Genomic DNA, 18,261 nt, shown 5'->3' on the forward strand with positions numbered 1-18,261 from the left:
GCCCTGTATACCCGTCATACTTCAAGTTGCATGTGCGTTGGCTACGTTCACTCACCCGAATCACTTACCTGAGTAAGCTCATCGGGATTCCTTCTCTTGCCGCCTTCCTGAAACTCGAATTATTTAGGGTATTGTCTGTGCCGTTTGGCGTGCGGCCATCTTTCGGCTGCGTTCAGCCAGCTGCGGAATCAGGCGCATGGTCAGCAGCATGGCGGCCAGCGCAAATACGGCGCTGGCGATAGCAAGCTGTGAGAAGCCGTCAATTTTTCCCTCGGCAGAGGTGCTCAGATAAGCGGCAGAAGCGACGCTGGCAAGCCCCGACGCCACGTTGGCCGCGGTTCCCTGATAGGACATGAAGGCGGCGCGCTGATGCGGTAGCGGAATACCTGCGGTAATCGCCAGCGTGCTGCTGGAGCGGGCTGCGCTGAGCGCCATGAACAGGGTGAACACCAGATACAGGGAAAGTGAAAATGGCAAAACGAAACCGCAGAGAATGACAACGGCCAGCAGCAGCGTCGTCACCACGATTGTCCGGCTGGCATAGCCTCGATCCAGCAGATTGCCGCATAGCTGCATGGTCACCATGCTTGCCAGCCCGCCGCAGAGATAGAGCAGGGAAATATCATCCCGTGGGAAAGCCAGATTGAACTGAAAGTAGTTGGAAAAATGGGGGATCAGCAGGAAATGACCGAACATTTGCAGCGACATGATCGTCAGCCCCAGCAGGAAAAGCGGCGATGCCAGCAGGTCATGTAATACCGAAGCGCGCGCTGTCGTGGGCGAAGAACCTTGCTGAACCCGGTGCGTCGGCGGCATGGAAGGAAAGCGCCACAGCACCAACAACACCAGCAACAGGCCGCCAAGGCCGAAAGTATAAAACGGCGCTTGCCAGTTAATACGGTGCGCTAACTCTAGCGACAGCGGCATGATGACAATCGCCGCGAGCGAAAAGCTCATGCCGACATACGCCAACTGCTTTCCGCGCTCGTTGGCTGGCACGATATCGACAACCGCCGCCATCAGGACGCCAGATGCCGGCCCGGCCACGCAGCCCGCCAGAATAAACAACAGTAGAAGATGGGTTTGGCTGGTGGCAAACATGCAGGCGGCCGTCAGGCCGAAGCGTAGCGTTAGCAGCACGATCAGAGCATGTTTACGGTTAAATCTGTCCAGATAGGGAGCGGCGAGGAAGCCGACAATGGCAGAGGCAAACGTTGCGCCGCCGCTAATGTAGCCGATGTTCTTGGCATCCATCGACAGTGCACTGATGAAATCGGGGCCTAACGGCATCACCATCATCAGGCTACCAAGGGAAAGCATGTTAATTAGCAACGCCAGATGCACAACAGATCGGGTGTGCGGGCGGTACATGCTTTCATCCATGACAGGCTCACATTTAGACACAGTTAGTAAAATATTTGCGCAGTCTAGCGCAGCTTAATTTTCCTGACAATGAATGATAAGTATTTTCATTATCATTTGTGATGTGGGTTTTATAATCAATACATTCCTGTTGCTAACCATTATCCATTCTGAAACATGCACAAAAAAATTGATTAACATCAATATAACCCCTAATTATAGGGCGTGAATAACCATTCTGTGGAAGGATTGACCGAACACGTTACTTCAGTGTAATTTAACTGCGCTTAATATAAATGATAATGATTTTAATAATCATTGGTATTTAATTTGCGAGCGCAGGAGCTGTCTTGTGGATACACTGATTACAGAAACTGAAGCATCTAGCGGGCTAACCTATTCGGAACAGACCGCTTTTTTATATGCATCGGAACACCGAAGCCTTTCTACTTCTGGCTTATTTGAACGTATTTCTTCCCCTGTTTGTGTTCCGGGCTCGCACGATGACAGGCTTAGCCCTGCAATCGCGCAGGCATTCCAGCGAGCGCGTCAGGCAGGGCAGTCGCTGCCTATTGTTGTGGGGGCGATTCCCTTTGATACCACGCAACCGTCTTGTCTCTATATCCCTGATAGTTATACCGTTACGACGAAGTCTGAACTCGTCAGCCGTGCCCGTAAGCACACGGCTGCGGGTCCTACCGCGTTAACGTTAAACAGCGTCCCAGACGAATGTCAGTTCAAGTCCATCGTGGCTGAGGCCGTTGAGCGCTTCCGCCGTGGTGAGCTGAGCAAAGCGGTGCTGTCACGTATTCTGGACATTGAGCTGGCGAGCCCCGTTAAGGCGCAAACGATCCTCAATAACCTGATGGTGCAGAACGCGGGTGGCTATCACTTCTCGCTGCCGCTACCGGACGGTTCGGTCTTGCTGGGGGCGAGCCCGGAACTGCTGCTGCGTAAGCAGGGGAACGTCATTGTCTCTAATCCGCTGGCGGGATCGGCGCGACGAATGAACGATGAACATCTGGATTACCTCAACAGCCAGCGCCTGCTGAAATCGGGTAAAGACAAGCACGAGCATAAGCTGGTGGTGGACGACATCCGCCAACGCCTGATGCCGCTGTGCGCGTCGTTAACGATTCCATCGGCTCCTTCGCTGATGCACACCGCTTCCATGTGGCACCTGTCTACCGCTATCCGCGGTGAACTGGCGAATCCAGAAATGACTGCGCTTCAGGTCGCCTGCCAGCTCCATCCGACCCCCGCGTTGTGCGGCTTCCCCACGCAGGAAGCGCGCCAGCTGATCGCTGAACTGGAACCGCACGATCGCGGTGTATTCAGCGGCATTGTCGGCTGGTGTGATGCCAACGGCGATGGTGAATGGGCGATAGCGATTCGCTGCGGCACCATCAAACACAACAAAGTCCGCCTGTTTGCTGGTGCGGGTATTGTTGAGGCGTCCGTCCCCGAGGAGGAATGGGCTGAAACCGCCGCCAAATTAAACACGATGCTGAATGCGTTTGGGCTTAACTCAGGTGTGGATGGACTATGAGCATTGAATTTACGCCCTGGCCAGAGGAACTGGCACAGCGTTATCGCGACAAGGGATACTGGGTCGGCCTGCCGTTAACGGATGCCTGGGAACGCCATCTGGTGACACAGCCTGACGCCGTTGCGGTGGTGTGCGGTGAGCGCCAGTGGAGCTATCGGGAACTGGATCGACAATCTTCCGCATTGGCATCGCGCCTGACGGAAAGCGGACTGCGCTGTGGTGATACCGCGCTGGTGCAGTTGCCGAACGTGGCCGAGTTCTACCTGACCTTTTTTGCGTTGCTGAAAATGGGCGTCGCGCCGGTTAACGCGCTGTTCAGCCATAACAAAATGGAGCTGCTGTCGTACGCCACGCAGATCGAACCGCGCTTGCTGATCGCCTCCGCTGAACATCCACTGTTTGGCAACGGTGAGTTTTTGGATCGGCTACAGACGCAGGTTCCCCGCCTGCAAACGGTGGTGATGCTCGGCGACAGCCCGCTGGGGCACAGTCTGTCAGACTGGCTGCAGCCACGCGCGTCGACCAGCCAGTATCAGCCTTCTGCGTCGGGACAGGTGGCTTTCTTCCAGCTTTCTGGCGGCAGTACCGGTACGCCGAAGCTGATTCCCCGCACTCATGACGATTATTACTACAGCGTGCGCCGCAGCGTAGAAATTTGTGAGCTGACGCCGCAAACCCGCTACCTGTGCGCCTTGCCCGCGCCGCATAACTTCCCGTTAAGTTCGCCCGGTTCGCTCGGCGTATTTTACGCCGGCGGACGCGTCGTGCTGGCCCCGGATCCGGGGGCGATGACCTGCTTCCCGCTGATCGAACGCCATCAGATCGACATTACCTCGCTGGTGCCGCCCGCTGCCGCGCTGTGGATCCAGGCGGCCGAACAGTTTGGTGGCGCGCTGCGTAGCCTGAAAATCTTGCAGGTGGGTGGTGCGAAGCTGAGTGAAACCGTCGCGCGTCGTATTCCGGCGGTATTGGGCTGCCAGCTACAGCAGGTGCTCGGGATGGCGGAAGGGCTGGTGAACTACACCCGACTGGACGACAGCGACGAGCACACGTTCACGACGCAAGGCTATCCGATGAGCCCGGACGATGAAGTGAAAGTGCTGGATATCGACGGCAATCCGGTGCCGAGAGGCGAAGCGGGTTTGCTGGCGACGCGCGGCCCGTATACCTTCCGTGGCTATTACCGCAGTCCGGAACACAATGCCCGCGCCTTCGACAGCGAAGGTTTCTACCACTCGGGCGATGTGGTGCAGATGACCGAGGATGGCTATTTGTGCGTGGTCGGGCGGGAGAAAGATCAGATTAACCGAGGCGGTGAAAAGATTGCCGCGGAAGAGATCGAAAACCTGCTGCTCAAGCATGACGGCATTCTCCATGCCGCGCTGGTGTCCATGCCCGATCCGATTATGGGCGAAAAGAGCTGCGCTTTTCTGGTGGTCAGCGATCCCTCGCTGAAAGCCATTACGTTAAGAAAATATCTTCGTAATCAGGGGATTGCTGAATTCAAACTGCCGGACCGCTTCGAGATGATCGACACCTTGCCCGTTACGCCGGTTGGCAAGACTGATAAGAAATCACTCCGTCAGCGCATCCAGACCCAACTTAGCACTCAAGACCGAACGTAGTATTCAAAACCAATAAGGATTTTGTGATGGCAATCCCTTTTATTGCTTCTTATCCCCTGCCGCGCGCACAGGATTTCCCTGAGAACAAAGTTTCCTGGGCGTTTGAACCCGAGCGCGCGGTGCTGCTGATTCACGACATGCAGGACTATTTCGTGAATTTCTATGGCGCGGACAGCCCGCTGGCGCAGCAGTTGATCGAGAACATTGTGGCGTTGCGAACCTACTGCAAAGCACAGGGGATTCCGGTGGTGTATACCGCGCAGCCGAACGCACAAAGCGCGGCCGACCGGGCGCTGCTGAACGACATGTGGGGCGCAGGGCTGAATAATCATCCTGAAAAACAGCGCGTCGTGAGTGCGCTGGCACCAGATGAGCACGACACGGTGCTGGTGAAGTGGCGCTACAGCGCATTCCACCGTTCACCGCTGGAACCGATGATGAAGGAGATGGGCAAAGATCAGCTGATCATCTGCGGCGTTTACGGGCATATCGGCTGCATGATTACCGCGACGGATGCCTTCATGCGCGATATCAAGCCGTTCATGGTCGGCGATGCGGTGGCGGATTTCTCACTTCAGGAACACCAGATGGCGCTGAAATATGTGGCGACGCGCGCTGGACGGGTGGTTAGCACGGCAGAACTCACAGGAGCAAAAATGGCCCAGGCACTGACGAAACAGGGATTGAGAGCGCACCTGCTGACCTTGATCGACGAAGAAGAAGATCAGTTCGATGAAGATGAGAACCTGATCGACTACGGTTTGGATTCTGTGCGCATGATGTCGCTGCTGACCGAATGGCGTAATCAGGGCGTCACGCTGAGCTTTGTCGATCTGGCACGTAATCCCAGCCTGAATGCCTGGTGGACGCTGATCGAAAAACAGCAGGGAGCCGCATCATGAAGCCCTTGAGCGTTGCGCAGCGCGGACTGTGGTTAGGCCATGCCCTGAACGATGATAAAGCGACGTTCAACACGGCGGAGTGCATCGCGTTTGATGGCAAGGTCGACATTGAGGCCATGCTGAGCGCGATCCGTCAGGCGGTCATGGAGTGCGAGTGCCTGTACTGCCAGTTTGTTGAGGTTGCCGGTGAACATGCTGACCAGCCGGAAGTCGGCTTTGTGGCTTCACAGCTGCCAGTGCCGATTGGCGTGCTGCCGATTATTGAACTGTTGCCTGCGCCAATGAAGGATGAAGAGCAGACGATACGCCAGTGGGCGCGCGAGGAAATCGCTCAGCCGCTGGATTTGCTGAATGGATTACCCTGCCGTTTTGCGCTGCTGTGCGGTGAAAAGCGTGATTTTCTCTACAGCTGTGTCCACCACATCGCGCTGGACGGCTTTGGCACGACGATGCTGTTTCAACGCATTGCCCAGATCTATAGCGCGCTGACGGCGGGGCAACCTGTGGCGGTGGCGGAGTTCGGCCCGTTCAGCGAGGTACTGGAAGAAGAACAGCAACGTGATGCCAGCGGGCAGACGACGCAGGCGCGTGATTTCTGGCTGGAAACGCTAAATGTGATGCCGGAACCGGCCAGCTTCAGCGAGAAGAAAGCGCCGATTGCGGCGCGTTTTTTGCGCCAGAGCAGCGTGTTGCCGACGGATATCTGGCAGCCGCTGACGGCGCTGTGTGAAGGCAACAAAATCAGCTGGCCGGATCTGTTTCTGGCGATGCTGGCGACGCACCTCAAGCTGGTGTCCGGCAGCGACAGACTGACGTTCGGCATGATGGTGATGAACCGTATCGGCTCTGCCTCGCTGACGGTGCCGAGCATGCAGATGAATATCGTGCCGCTGTGCATTCAGGTGGATGAGCAGGCGGACTTTGTCACATTGGCGCAGCAGGTTGCCCGCACCAAACGCACGCTGCGTCGTCATCAGCACTATCGCTATGAGCATTTACGGCGCGATCTGAACCGCGTTGGTGGTGAACAGCGGCTCTTCGGCCCGCTGATCAATATCATGCCGTTCGATCATCCGCTCAACTACGGATCGCTGTCGTCCAGCACGCTGAATCTCAGCGCCGGACCGGTAGAAGATCTGACGATCGAGATCCATTTCAAACCCGATGGCACACCGGTATTGGATTTTGATGCCAACCCGGCTTGTTACAGCGCGGAAGCGCTCGCCAGCCTGCAAGAAACGCTGTTCACGCTGCTTCAACGCTGGCTGGCACAGCCGCAGCAGACCAGCGGCGAGTTGTTAGGACGCTGGCTGCGTGAAGAACGTGAATTGGCGCTGATCACCAGCCGCGAGCCTGAACCCTTTGTCGAACCGGTTCTGACTGTGATTGCCAAGCAGGCGCGTAAAAACCCGCATCATCCAGCGCTGACGCAGCGCGACCGACAGTACAGCTACCAGCAGTTGCTGGATCTGAGCGGTCAGGCCGCTGCGGCGCTGCATGAGCGCGGCGTTCAGCCCGGCGAGCGCATCGGCATTATGTTGAACCGCAGCCTGGAAACCATTATTTGCCTGCTGGCCGTGATGCAGTGTGGCGCGGTATATGTGCCGCTCGACCCTGAACAACCGCACGAACGTCAGCAGCACATCATCCAGATTGCCGGGCTACGCACGATTGTTACGCAGGCGGATTACCAGCATCGGCTGGCGTCGGTCTTTTCCGGCGAGATCGTTCTGGCGGGGCATCTTTTGTCATCCAGCGCACAGGCCGCCGCGCTGCCGCCTGTGGACGCGAGAGACGGGCAGATTGCCTATGTGATGTTCACCTCGGGATCGACCGGATTGCCGAAAGGCGTGGAGATCGGCGCCAGCGCGTTGGATCACTTCACGGCAGCGGCACGCCAGCGCTACGGCCTGCGTGCAACGGATCGCATGTTGCAATTTGCTCCGTTCAATTTCGATGCCAGCATTGAAGAAATTTTTGCCACGCTGACCAGCGGTGCGACGCTGGTGCTGCGCACCGATGAGATGCTGGAATCGATTCCGACCTTTGTCGAACAGGTCGAAGAACAGGGGATTACCCTGCTCGATCTGCCGACCGCATTCTGGAATGAGTGGGTGGTGGGGCTGAAAACCGGCACGCTGACCATGCCTTCTGCACTGCGCGCCATCATCATTGGCGGTGAAGCGGTGTACCCCGAGCAGTTGGCGCAGTGGCAACGCCATGCGCCGAATACGCTGCGCTTAATCAACACCTATGGCCCAACCGAAACCACGGTGGTGGCGACCAGTTGCGATCTGCAAGCGCAGTCTGCCGATGTGGCACAGCTTCCTATCGGTCTGCCGCTGGCGGGTGTCAATGCCCTGATTCTGGCGGCGGGCGATCGCCCTGCGACAGAAGGGGAACTGGTGCTGCTGGGGCCAACGTTGGCAGCAGGTTACATCGGTACAGAACACACGGCGTTTACGCAAATAGCGGTGGGCGATCAGGAGCTTCCTGCTTACCGCACCGGCGACAGAGTGCGGCTGGAGAAAGGGCAGCTGCTGTACCTCGGACGCATGGACAACGAATTTAAAATCAGCGGCTACCGGATTCAGCCAGGGGAAGTCGAAGCCCATCTGCTGGCGCAGCCGGACGTTGATGAAGCCTGCGTACAGGGCATTGTTTACCCCAACGGCGTGCGGCGTCTGGTGGCGTTTGTCGCCACGAAAGCAGGCGAGATTGATGCGCGTGCGCTGAAACAGCGTCTGGGCAGCGTGCTGCCGCCAGCGATGATCCCGACCGATTACCGCGCCTTCCACCAGTTGCCGAAAACCGGCTCCAACAAGGTCGACCGTAAGCGCTTGCTGGCGGAATACCGCGATGAGGCACCGGCGCAGGCGTTAGCCAGCGAAACCGAGAACCGGGTCAGCGCCATCTGGCAGCAGATCCTCGGCGTATCGGGGATCCAATCGCGGGATAACTTCTTCGAACTGGGCGGACAGTCGTTGCAGACCATCCAGATCGTTAACCGTCTGGCCGCTGAATTTTCCGTCAGCATCAAGGTGTCTGATGTGTTCGATCATCCCCAGCTCAGCGACTTCTGCCGCTATCTGGACGACAGGCTGTCACAGGATGAAAACAGCGTGGAAATGGTGTGGTAGGGAAAATGATGAACAAGGCACAACCTCTTCAGTTTGATTTCAGCGGCCAGACCGTCTGGGTCACCGGTGCGGCGAGCGGCATTGGCGAAAGCATTGCCCGCCAGTTTGTCGCACTGGGCGCGAACGTGATCGGCTTCGACCGCGCATTCCGACATCAGGATCATCCGTTTACCTGCGTGACACTGGATATCAGCGAGCCGGACAGCGTGGCGGCGGTCTGTCGCCAGCAGCTGGCAGAAACGGGACTCGATGTTCTGGTCAACGCCGCCGGGATTCTGCGTTTGGGTGACATCGATGCGCTGAGCGTGGACGACTGGCACCAGTGCATCAACGTCAATGCTTCTGGTGCGTTTTACTTGCTGAACGCACTGGTTCCGCATTTCAAGCAGCAGCGCCGTGGCGCGATTGTCTGCGTCGGCTCCAATGCCGCGCATGTGCCACGTCTACAGATGGCGGCGTACTGCGCGTCAAAAGCGGCGCTTACCAGCCTGTCTCATTGTGCCGGTCTGGAGCTGGCGCCTTACGGCGTGCGCTGCAATCTGGTGTCGCCGGGCTCGACGGATACGCCGATGCAGCGCGGCATGTGGCACAGCGCTGATGCCGAACAACGCACTATCGCGGGCTTTCCTGACCAGTACAAACTGGGTATTCCGCTGGGCAAGATTGCTCAGCCGGAAGAGATCGCCAATACCGTGGTTTTTCTGGCTTCCGATCTGGCCAGCCACATCACCATGCAGGACGTGGTGGTGGATGGCGGGGCAACGCTGACGGCCTGATTTGCTGAGAGAGTGACAAGTCATGAAAGATATCGTAACGCTGTTAAAGCAGCTGGAACGGCAGGGCGTTCGTCTGGCGTTGAATGCACAAGGGCAGCTGATTTCGCAGTCCAACAAAGACGCGATCACGGCAGACATTGGGCGCACGATTAAGGAAAACAAAGACGCCATCGTGCGCTGCCTGACGGCGCAGCAGGCGTTTGAGCGTCCCATCACGCCGCAGAATGCCACGTCTGGCCCGCTGTCGTCATCGCAAAGCGGACTGTGGTTTATCGAACAGTACGAAGAGCAGTCACACCTCTACAATATGCCGGTCTATTTTCGCCTGACCGGCACGCTGGATGTGGCCGCGCTGGAGTTTGCCTTTGACGCGCTGGCGCAGCGCCATGCCAGCCTGCGCACGCGCTTTGTGGTCAATGAACAGGGCAAGGGTGAACAGCGTATCGATGCCTATCAACCGTTTGTGATACAGCATGATGACTTCTCGCTGCTGCCGGAAGCCGAGCGGGAAGGGCGTTTACAGCAGCAGGTGAAAGCTGAAATCAGCCGCCCGTTCGATCTTTACGGCGGGCGATCTCACCCGCGTGCGGCTGGTGAAAATGAGTGAACGGGTGCACGTGCTGATGATCACCCAGCACCATATTATTTCCGATGGCTGGTCGGTGAAGAATATGTTTGCGGACTTCAAACCGGCTTTTCTGGCCTGTCAAAACCGCCAGCCTCATCCTGTCGAGCCGACCCAGCTTAACTATATTGATTACGCACACTGGTTCAATTCAGCGTCGTTTCTGGATTACCACAACGAGTTCAAGCCGTTCTGGGTTGAGCGACTGACGGGGATCCCTGAGGTGCACAGCTTGCCGCTGGATAAACCGCGTCCGGCGCACCAGAACAGCGGCGGTGAGGTGATCTTCTCCGCGATCAACAACGATCTGTGGGATAAATTCAAACGCCTGTGCCAGCGCTACAATACGTCTAACTTCATTGGTCTGCATGCGGTGTTTTCCCTGATGCTGGCGCGCATCAGCGGCGAGAAAGACATCGTCATTGGTTCGCCGCTGGCCTACCGCGAGCGGCCGGATATCGAAGATGTCGTCGGCTTCTTCGTTAACACCATCGTGCTGCGTACCCAGTTGCAGGACAGCCAGAGTTTTGTCGATTACCTGCAATACTGCCGCGAGCAGGATCTGTCGGCTTTCGATCATCAACTTTACCGTTTTGAAGCGCTGAGCGAGGCGATCGGCTCCGATCGCACCACCGCGATCAACCCGATCTTCCAGGTGATGCTGGTGTATCAGGCCAAAGTGGATTTCAACGATCTGATCCCCGGTTGTGATGCAGCGGAAGAAACGTCGCCCGTGCTGCCTGCGAAGACTGATATTTCGGTCAAGGTGACGGAGCTGATGGGCGAGGTACGGCTGGACTGGCTGTTTGCGACCGCGCTGTTTGAGCGCCAAACGATCCAGTATTACGCCGACCGTTTTATCCGGCTGATTGAGGCCGTGGTTGAGGCACCGGAAACCGATGTCTGGCATCTGCCGCTGATGGAAGCGGATCGCTTTGCTGCCGTGCTGGCGGAAAGCCAGCAGCTGCCGCGTAGCTATCCGCAGCCCCAGTTGACGGTAACCGACGTGATTGAAGCCATCGCCCAGCGCGATCCCCAGCAGTTGGCGATAGCCTTTGATGGCGAACAGCGCACCGATACGCTGACGTACGCTGAGCTGAACAGGCAGTCGAATCAACTGGCGCACTGGCTGCACCGTCAGGGGCTGGGCGAACAGTCGCTGGTTGGCGTGCTGGCGAAGCGCGATCGCTATTTTGTTATTGCGCTGCTGGCCGTCTGGAAAGCGGGTGCTGCCTATGTGCCGCTGGATCCCGACTATCCGCCGGAGCGACTGCGCCACATCATTACCGATGCCAATCTTGCCGTCATTCTCGGCGGCGATAGGCAGCAGTTGGCACAGTGGTCCGCCGAACAGTGCATCGATCTGACCGATCCTACGGTTGTCGCACAGTGGCACGATCTGCCGGGCGATGAACCGCCTGCCATTCCGCGCCATGCACAGCAGCTGGCACAGGTGATCTACACCTCGGGATCGACCGGTCTGCCGAAAGGCGTCATGATCGAACACGGTTCGTTGATCAATCTGTTGGACGATCATCGCGATCGCATCGCATTCACACCGCAAAGCACCATGTTCAACTGCATGTCGCTCTCATTTGACGCCGGTAACATGACGACGCTGCTGCCGCTGAGCAGCGGTGGCACGTTGGCGTTCGGCGAGCCCAACGATCGGGCGATTGTGCAGGCCGAACAGGCGGGTGCGACGCACCTGATCCTGCCGGCGGCGCTGATGTCGATTCTCGATCCACAGCACGTTAACGGCATTCAGGCGATTGGCATGGGCGGTGAAGCCTGCCCGAACGCCGTGGTGGAAAACTGGGCTGACAAGGTCGCGTTGTACAACATGTACGGGCCGACGGAATGTACCGTCACCGCGTTGAGCACCCGCCTGCGTAAAGGTCAGCCTGTCACCATCGGGAAACCCATCGCGCATATTCAGGCGCTGATTCTGGATGCAGCCGGACAGCTGTGTCCGGCAGGCGTGCCGGGTGAGCTGTGTCTTGCGGGGCTTGGGCTGGCGCGTGGCTACCTCAACCAGCCGCAGATGACCGCCAGCCGTTTTGAACATATCTCGCTGAATGATGTGAATAATGTCGAACACGGCTCGGCGACGCTGCGCATTTATCGCACGGGTGATAAGGCCAGACTGCTGAACAACGGCGACTATGAATACTGTGGCCGTATTGATGAGCAGATTAAGCTGCGTGGCTACCGCATCGAACCGGGTGAAATTGAGGCACAACTGGCGGCGGTATGTCCGTCGCTGAAGCAGGTTAAAGTCATCGTGGCGCAGGTCGGGAACCGTCCGGCGCTGGTTGCTTATGGCGCGGTGAAAGCCGGTAGCAGCAGCCCAGAGCCTGCCGCCGTGCTGATTGATGTCGCGAAGCACCTGCCGGAATACATGGTGCCTTTCCGGCTGGTTCTGCTGGAAGACATGCCGCTGACGCCGAACGGCAAACTCGATACGAAACAGCTGCCACCAGTGCTGGAAGCCAGCGAGGGCGACGGCGAAGCCGATAATCCTCTGGAAGCGGACGTACTGGCGATTTGGCGCAGCGTGCTGAATACGCCGCTGGGCGTTGAGGATGATTTCTTCCGCTTAGGCGGCGATTCCATCCTCAGTATTCAACTAACGACGCGCCTGCGCAGTGCGGGCTATGTCTGCACGGTGAAAGACGTTTTCGAGGCAAAAAGCGTACGGCGTTTGTGCCGCGTGCTGGCACAGAATACCCATGACACAGGGATTATCGCGGAGCAGGGCACGCTGGAAGGCGAATTTGCACTGCTGCCGATTCAGCGCTGGTTTATGGAACAGCCGCTGGCGCGCCCTGATCACTGGAATCAGGCTGTGATGATCCAACTGCCGGACGTGGATACCGAACGCCTGACTACGATGTTGCAGGCGCTGATAGTGCAGCATGACGCACTGCGTCTGGTTTGTGATGCCGACGGACAGCGCTATCTGACAGATGTGCCTTGTCCTACATTGCAGACGCTGGATTATCGCCAGCTCGGTGACGACGGTCTGCAACAGGCGTTTACCGCGTTGCAGAGTGAATTCGATCTCACGCAGGGAAGAATGATGGCTGCCGCACTGGTACGTCACCATCCGCAGGCGGACACGGCGGTGTTCCTCGCTTTCCACCATCTGGTGATTGATGCCGTGTCCTGGCGCATTTTGGTCGACGATCTGGAGCAGCTGTATCTCGGTGAGCCGCTGTTGCCGAAAACGTCGAGCTATCGCCAGTGGGGCATGGCGCTGAGTAACTATGCTACGCAGCATGCGGAGCAGCTGACGTACTGGCAGGCGCAGGAAGACGGCGTGGATCAGACGGCGCTGCTGGCGGCGAAAGATCCGCAGGGCCAGGCCAGTGCAGCGATTCTGACGCTGGATGCGGAAACCACAGGCCAACTGGTGAGCGAGGCCAACCGCGCCTTTAATACCGAGGTCAGCGATTTGCTGCTGGCGGCGCTGACCCGCACGCTAAACGATCTCGGCTGGGGTGACAAAGCACGCATCATGCTGGAAGGGCACGGTCGCGAGGCGATTGATCCGACGCTGGATGTCAGCCGCACGGTGGGGTGGTTTACCAGCACCTATCCGGTGTGTCTGCAAGATCGATCCGACTGGGCTTCCCTGATTAAATCCAGCAAGGAACAGCTGCGTCAGGTGCCGGATAAAGGCGTCGGGTTTAATCCGCTGCGCTACCATCATCCGCAGGGCGGTTCGCTGACGCTGTCGCCAATTGTGTTCAACTATCTCGGGCTGTCGGTTCAGGCGGCTGGCGTGTGGCGTCCGGTGGATGTCGCACCGGGAGGCTTCGTCGCGCCGGAGAATAAACCGGCAGAGGTTATCAGCCTTCACGGCGGTATTGCGGGCGGACAGCTGACGCTGCGTCAGGTCGGTTGCCTCAACCAGCGTGACAGCGAACGCCTGATGGCACGACTGACGGAAAATCTGCGTGCGCTGACGGAAGCCTGTCTGGCACAGCTGAATCACGGAACCGCCTTTACCCCTAGCGACTTCCCAGCGGTGACGTTGAGCCAGAAGCAGCTCGACAGCCTGTCACAGCATTATGACATCGACACGCTGCTGCCGCTGTCATCGCTCCAGCAGTCGATGTTGTATCACCGCCTGCGCTGTCCACAGGACGATGCTTACCATCTGCAAACGCCGATCCGCTATGCGCAGGCGCTGGATGTGAAAGGCTATCGTCAGGCATGGCAGCGTCAGATTCAGCGTTTCCCGGCGCTGCGTGCCGCGCTGGAAAGCGAGTGTGCCAGCGTACAGGTGATTGTGACGCAGGCAGACCTGCCTTTCTACTATCAGGATGTGGCGCAGGAGTCCGATCCACTGGCGGTTATCGAGCGCTATCGCCAGCAGGATTTACGCACCGGATTTAACTTGTCGCAGCCGCCGCTCTTACGCATTGCCTGTTTCCGTTTGGGTGAGCAGGATTATCGGGTGCTCCTGAGCTGTCACCACAGCGTGATTGATGGCTGGAGCGGCCCACAGCTGCTGGGCGCGGTACATCGTGATTACCTGCTGCTGATGCGCGGTGAAACATTTATGCACGGCGAAACATCCGCGATTCAGTCGGATCGTGCTTATGTGGATCATGCGCTACACGCCGTGGCGCAGCAGCCCGCTGTCGATGCCTTCTGGCAGCAGCGGCAGCCGCTGCTGGCGCAGACGAACGATGTGGCGATGCTGTTTGCGGCGGCGGGGAAACGCGCCGATCTCAGCCAGCACCTGACGCAGGTTGAACCGCAGGTTACCGGCGTGAGTCTGAACGAACAGGATCAGGCTACACTCATTGCCTTTGCCCGCGAGGTGGGCGTTACGCACAGCATTATCGCGCAATACGCCTGGCACCGGCTGCTGGCGCGGTCAACCGGCGATGCGGTCAGTATTGTCGGGAACGTGCTGTCGGGCAGGGAAAGTCCGGTGGAGGACGTGGCGAGCAGCGTGGGTCTGTACATCAACAGCCTGCCGCTGGCGCTGAGCTGGCAGCAGCCAGTGTCGTTGCAACAGCATCTGGTACAGTTGCAGAATGAGCTGATGGCGATGAACCAGCATGCTACGCAGTCTCTGATTGCGCTGACGGCCGGACGTCCGCGTCTGTTCAACAGCCTGTTTATCTATGAAAACTATCCTGGCGCAAAAGCAGAACAGGGCCAACGTGCTGATGAGCCGCATCGGTTATCTCCCGAATTCTCAGCTGCTTATGAAAAAGTCGAGATGCCGCTGAATCTGGTGGTGCGTGAGCAGGCGGGCTGCATGCTGCTGCGCTTCGAGTTTGATGCTGATGTGCTGGACAGCGCGCAGGCGCGTCGGGTGCTGATGCGTTGGCATGACGAAGTGGTGGCACTGGTGAATAGCTCACCGAAGCAGCCAGCCGAGATTATTGGACATCATAAGACGGTCGCCGTGGCGGCACACGACACAACGCAGCAAACCGCGTCGGGTAACCACGTTGGCTCGCCTGATACGCCGTCTGCCCAGTCGCTGCTGCGCGTGTGGGCGCAAACGCTGAAGCTCAGTGAATCTAGCCTCAGTGAATCCGGCCTCTGGTCGCAGACGCTGTGTGAAAGCGGTGTCGATTCGCTCCAGCGTATTGCGCTGGCACAGGCATTGAGCCGGACGTTAGCGCAGCCGGTGAGTGTGGCGTTACTACAACGCTATCCTTCACCGCAGGCGCTGAGCGGGTATCTGGCACAGTCGAGGGTTACCGCCAATGAGGAAACGCTGTCATGACAGGGAACGATGAAGCAGTGGGGAATCCGCTGGCGGATATCCAACAGCCCACGGCCTTCGGGCAACGGGTGGGTGCCGCGCACGGTGAACAGCGGCACAGCAGTGAACTGATTAAGCACTATCCTGCTTCGCTGGTGAGCGCGGCGTGGAGCTGGCTGCTGTACAAATACAGCGGTGAAGAGCAGGTGTGTGCGGCGCTCGTCACGGCCGATCTTCCTGACAGCGTGAGGCCATTGATCGCCAATTTTCAACAGCGCGATCGTCTCGTCAGCGAGTGGATCGCTGCCGTGGGATCGTCATGCGATCCGCAGTCTGCGTCAGAGATGCTGACCACAGATACCCAGCATGCGCTGTTTAGCAGCCTGCTGATCGTGGGGGAGGCTGCATCGTTACCTGTAGTAGTACAAAAAGCGGCGCAAAACGTGGCGCTAATCGTGCAGGTTCAGAACGATCGGGTCATTCTGACTGCGCCTGACGGGCAGTTCGACAATCGGCAGCTACAGCGTATTGCCCGCGATCTCACGCAGCTACTTGATGGCCTGCTGGCATTGCGCTGGGAACGGCTGGCACAGATTCGCCTCAGCCCGCAGGTGGTGCCGCTACCGCACAGAGCGACAACGCTTGCGCTGCATGATGAACTGCTGGCACGCCTTGCTCAGGAAACGCGTCAGGATCGCGTGGCGATCGTCTTTCAGGAGCGCGAAATTCGCTATCGGGAACTGCTGCAACGCGTGGCGCTGATTCAGCAGGCGCTGGCAGCGCAGGGCGTGACGGCCGGTCAGCGCGTGGGGCTGCATCTTAGCCGTCAGCCTGACACCGTGGCGGCGCTGCTGGCCTGCCTGTTTTCTCAGGTGACGTTTGTGCCGCTGGAGCCGGATTTTCCGGGAGAGCGTCTACAGGCGATTCAGCAGGAAGCGGCGTTGGCAGCGGTCTTGCAGGACGGTTATACCGGCGGCTTGCTGGCGTTTGACTGCCCGATACTGAACCTGTGTGATTTACCGTATGCCGCCAGTGATTCTACGGCGAGCGTACAGTTGGCGCGGACCGGTGGACCGGAAACGGCGGCCTACATGATGTTTACCTCCGGTTCGACGGGGAAACCCAAAGGCGTGGTGATTGGTCAGCGGGCGCTGCAAACCTTTATTCATGCCAGCGTAGATCGGCTGGCTTTAACGGATAAAGCCAACTGGCTGCTGATTACCACGCTGGCGTTTGATATCTCCATGCTGGAAGTGTTTGCGCCGCTATGGGTCGGCGGCGTGCAGCACCTGACCACGCACGGGGAGTACAAAGATCCGCAGGCGGTGGCGGCGTATTTGCAGACTCGGCCGGAGATCAACGTATTGCAGGCCACGCCTGCTTTTTGGCGCATGATGTTCAAAGCAGGCTGGCAGGGCAAACCCGATCTGGTGGCGCTGTGCGGCGGTGAAGCGTTGGATCTACGACTGGCGCAGCGGCTGGTCAGCCGTTGCAGGACGCTGTGGAACTGCTATGGGCCAACCGAAGCGACAATTTGGTCGCAGATGGCGCAGATTGATGGCGCGGCGTTGGAGAACCAGCACACGGTCGCGCTGGGCAACACGCTGTCGGGCTATCAGCATCTGGTGATCGATGACGATCGTCATCCGCTGGCGGAAGGGATGGTCGGCGAACTGTGTATTCTCGGTGACGCGCTGAGCAGCGGATACTGGCTGCGTGACGATCTGACGCAAGATCGTTTTATTCAACAGGTGGAATCCGGGCAGAGAATGTACCGCACCGGCGATAAAGTCCGGCTGCTGGTGGACGATCGTTATCAGTATCTGGGGCGTTTCGACGATCAGGTGAAATTACGGGGATTTCGCATCGAGTTAGGGGAAATCGAGGCACAATTGAAGCGGATCGAGCAGGTGCAGGATGCGGCCGTCAAACTTCAGGGGGAAGGAGATGAGGCGGTGCTGGTCGGTTACGTGGAATATAAACCCGGCTCGGAGATGACGAAACTGGCGCTGCGCAAACAGCTGCATCAATTCTTACCGGTTTATATGGTGCCGGGGCGCATTGTGGTGCTCGACAAACTGCCCAAAACCGGCAGCGGTAAGGTCGATCGCAAGCGTTTGACGGACGTCTGATAGTCAGTGGGGCAGCGGTGCTGCCATTTCACTGCGATGAGCGGTTTCCTGATCACATTCTATGTGAATGCGGAGATGGTTTCGTGCGCCATAATACTGCTATTTTCATGCTACCTCGTAGCACGCGCCCGCACAGGGCGGCTCAGTTGCCGTCGCCCTGTGAACCCTGGCTTCCGGCTAAATTATGCCGCTGACGCGGTGCCTTCGTCGGTATCAGGTTTAACGGACCGCTTGCGACACGTTTACTCGCCCCATAAATGGGACTCTCCCTTCGGGCCAGCACAAGTGCTGTTCAAAAACGTCTCGACGTTTTTGTCAGACGTGGCGCAAGCTTTCGCCGCGTCCATGCGGCTCATCCTAAACCTGTTCCCGCCTCAGCATAATTTCTTACGCCGGGTAACGGTCAACCCCAG

The 18,261-nt window shown here is 58.2% G+C and carries 9 protein-coding genes; 8 read left to right on the forward strand and 1 reads right to left on the reverse strand.

Annotated elements, in window-relative coordinates; genetic code table 11:
• Nucleotides 1–123: 123 nt before the first annotated feature.
• Entirely contained in the window at nt 124–1,371 is a 1,248-nt protein-coding gene (locus HP572_RS00065; RefSeq protein ID WP_240584435.1) for an MFS transporter, read from the reverse strand.
• A gap of 343 nt (nt 1,372–1,714) precedes the next feature.
• Here HP572_RS00065 and HP572_RS00070 point away from each other — a divergent pair, with 343 nt between their 5' ends.
• From HP572_RS00070 to HP572_RS00105, 8 genes are read left to right on the forward strand one after another with little or no spacing between them, the layout of a single operon-like run.
• Nucleotides 1,715–2,911, forward strand: a complete 1,197-nt coding sequence (locus HP572_RS00070; RefSeq protein WP_240584436.1) for an isochorismate synthase MenF — start codon at nt 1,715–1,717, stop codon at nt 2,909–2,911.
• Complete coding sequence (locus HP572_RS00075) at nt 2,908–4,536, forward strand: (2,3-dihydroxybenzoyl)adenylate synthase (RefSeq protein ID WP_240584437.1); 1,629 nt, start codon at nt 2,908–2,910, stop codon at nt 4,534–4,536. Before HP572_RS00070 ends, HP572_RS00075 begins: the two co-directional genes overlap by 4 nt.
• A gap of 26 nt (nt 4,537–4,562) precedes the next feature.
• Nucleotides 4,563–5,438 (forward strand): isochorismatase, encoded by an 876-nt coding sequence (locus HP572_RS00080; RefSeq protein WP_240584438.1) that lies wholly within the window; start codon nt 4,563–4,565, stop codon nt 5,436–5,438.
• A complete protein-coding gene (locus HP572_RS00085) occupies nt 5,435–8,578 on the forward strand; it encodes an amino acid adenylation domain-containing protein (RefSeq protein ID WP_240584439.1) in 3,144 nt (1,047 codons plus the stop codon). Before HP572_RS00080 ends, HP572_RS00085 begins: the two co-directional genes overlap by 4 nt.
• Before the next feature lie 5 nt (nt 8,579–8,583).
• On the forward strand, nt 8,584–9,354 hold the full coding sequence (dhbA, locus tag HP572_RS00090) for a 2,3-dihydro-2,3-dihydroxybenzoate dehydrogenase (protein WP_174866385.1): 771 nt from the start codon (nt 8,584–8,586) through the stop codon (nt 9,352–9,354).
• A 22-nt stretch (nt 9,355–9,376) separates the two neighbouring features.
• Nucleotides 9,377–9,961: a condensation domain-containing protein gene (locus tag HP572_RS22910; RefSeq protein ID WP_256462087.1), complete on the forward strand. Its 585-nt coding sequence runs from the start codon at nt 9,377–9,379 to the stop codon at nt 9,959–9,961.
• Nucleotides 9,954–15,737 (forward strand): non-ribosomal peptide synthetase, encoded by a 5,784-nt coding sequence (locus tag HP572_RS00095; protein ID WP_256462088.1) that lies wholly within the window; start codon nt 9,954–9,956, stop codon nt 15,735–15,737. The genes HP572_RS22910 and HP572_RS00095 overlap by 8 nt, the downstream gene beginning before the upstream one ends.
• Nucleotides 15,734–17,848, forward strand: a complete 2,115-nt coding sequence (locus HP572_RS00105; RefSeq protein ID WP_240584440.1) for an amino acid adenylation domain-containing protein — start codon at nt 15,734–15,736, stop codon at nt 17,846–17,848. Before HP572_RS00095 ends, HP572_RS00105 begins: the two co-directional genes overlap by 4 nt.
• Nucleotides 17,849–18,261: the final 413 nt, after the last annotated feature.

It is taken from the genome of Pectobacterium sp. PL64, from assembly GCF_022477975.1.
In the GTDB taxonomy this organism is placed as follows: Bacteria; Pseudomonadota; Gammaproteobacteria; order Enterobacterales; family Enterobacteriaceae; genus Pectobacterium; species Pectobacterium jejuense.

Excerpts from the sequence above, each read along its gene's own strand:
- HP572_RS00065 (WP_240584435.1), bottom strand. The coding sequence starts at position 1,371 with ATGTACCGCCCGCACACCCGATCTGTTGTGCATCTGGCGTTGCTAATT.
- HP572_RS00075 (WP_240584437.1), top strand. The coding sequence starts at position 2,908 with ATGAGCATTGAATTTACGCCCTGGCCAGAGGAACTGGCACAGCGTTAT.
- HP572_RS00080 (WP_240584438.1), top strand. The coding sequence starts at position 4,563 with ATGGCAATCCCTTTTATTGCTTCTTATCCCCTGCCGCGCGCACAGGAT.
- HP572_RS00085 (WP_240584439.1), top strand. The coding sequence starts at position 5,435 with ATGAAGCCCTTGAGCGTTGCGCAGCGCGGACTGTGGTTAGGCCATGCC.
- dhbA (WP_174866385.1), top strand. The coding sequence starts at position 8,584 with ATGATGAACAAGGCACAACCTCTTCAGTTTGATTTCAGCGGCCAGACC.
- HP572_RS22910 (WP_256462087.1), top strand. The coding sequence starts at position 9,377 with ATGAAAGATATCGTAACGCTGTTAAAGCAGCTGGAACGGCAGGGCGTT.
- HP572_RS00095 (WP_256462088.1), top strand. The coding sequence starts at position 9,954 with ATGAGTGAACGGGTGCACGTGCTGATGATCACCCAGCACCATATTATT.
- HP572_RS00105 (WP_240584440.1), top strand. The coding sequence starts at position 15,734 with ATGACAGGGAACGATGAAGCAGTGGGGAATCCGCTGGCGGATATCCAA.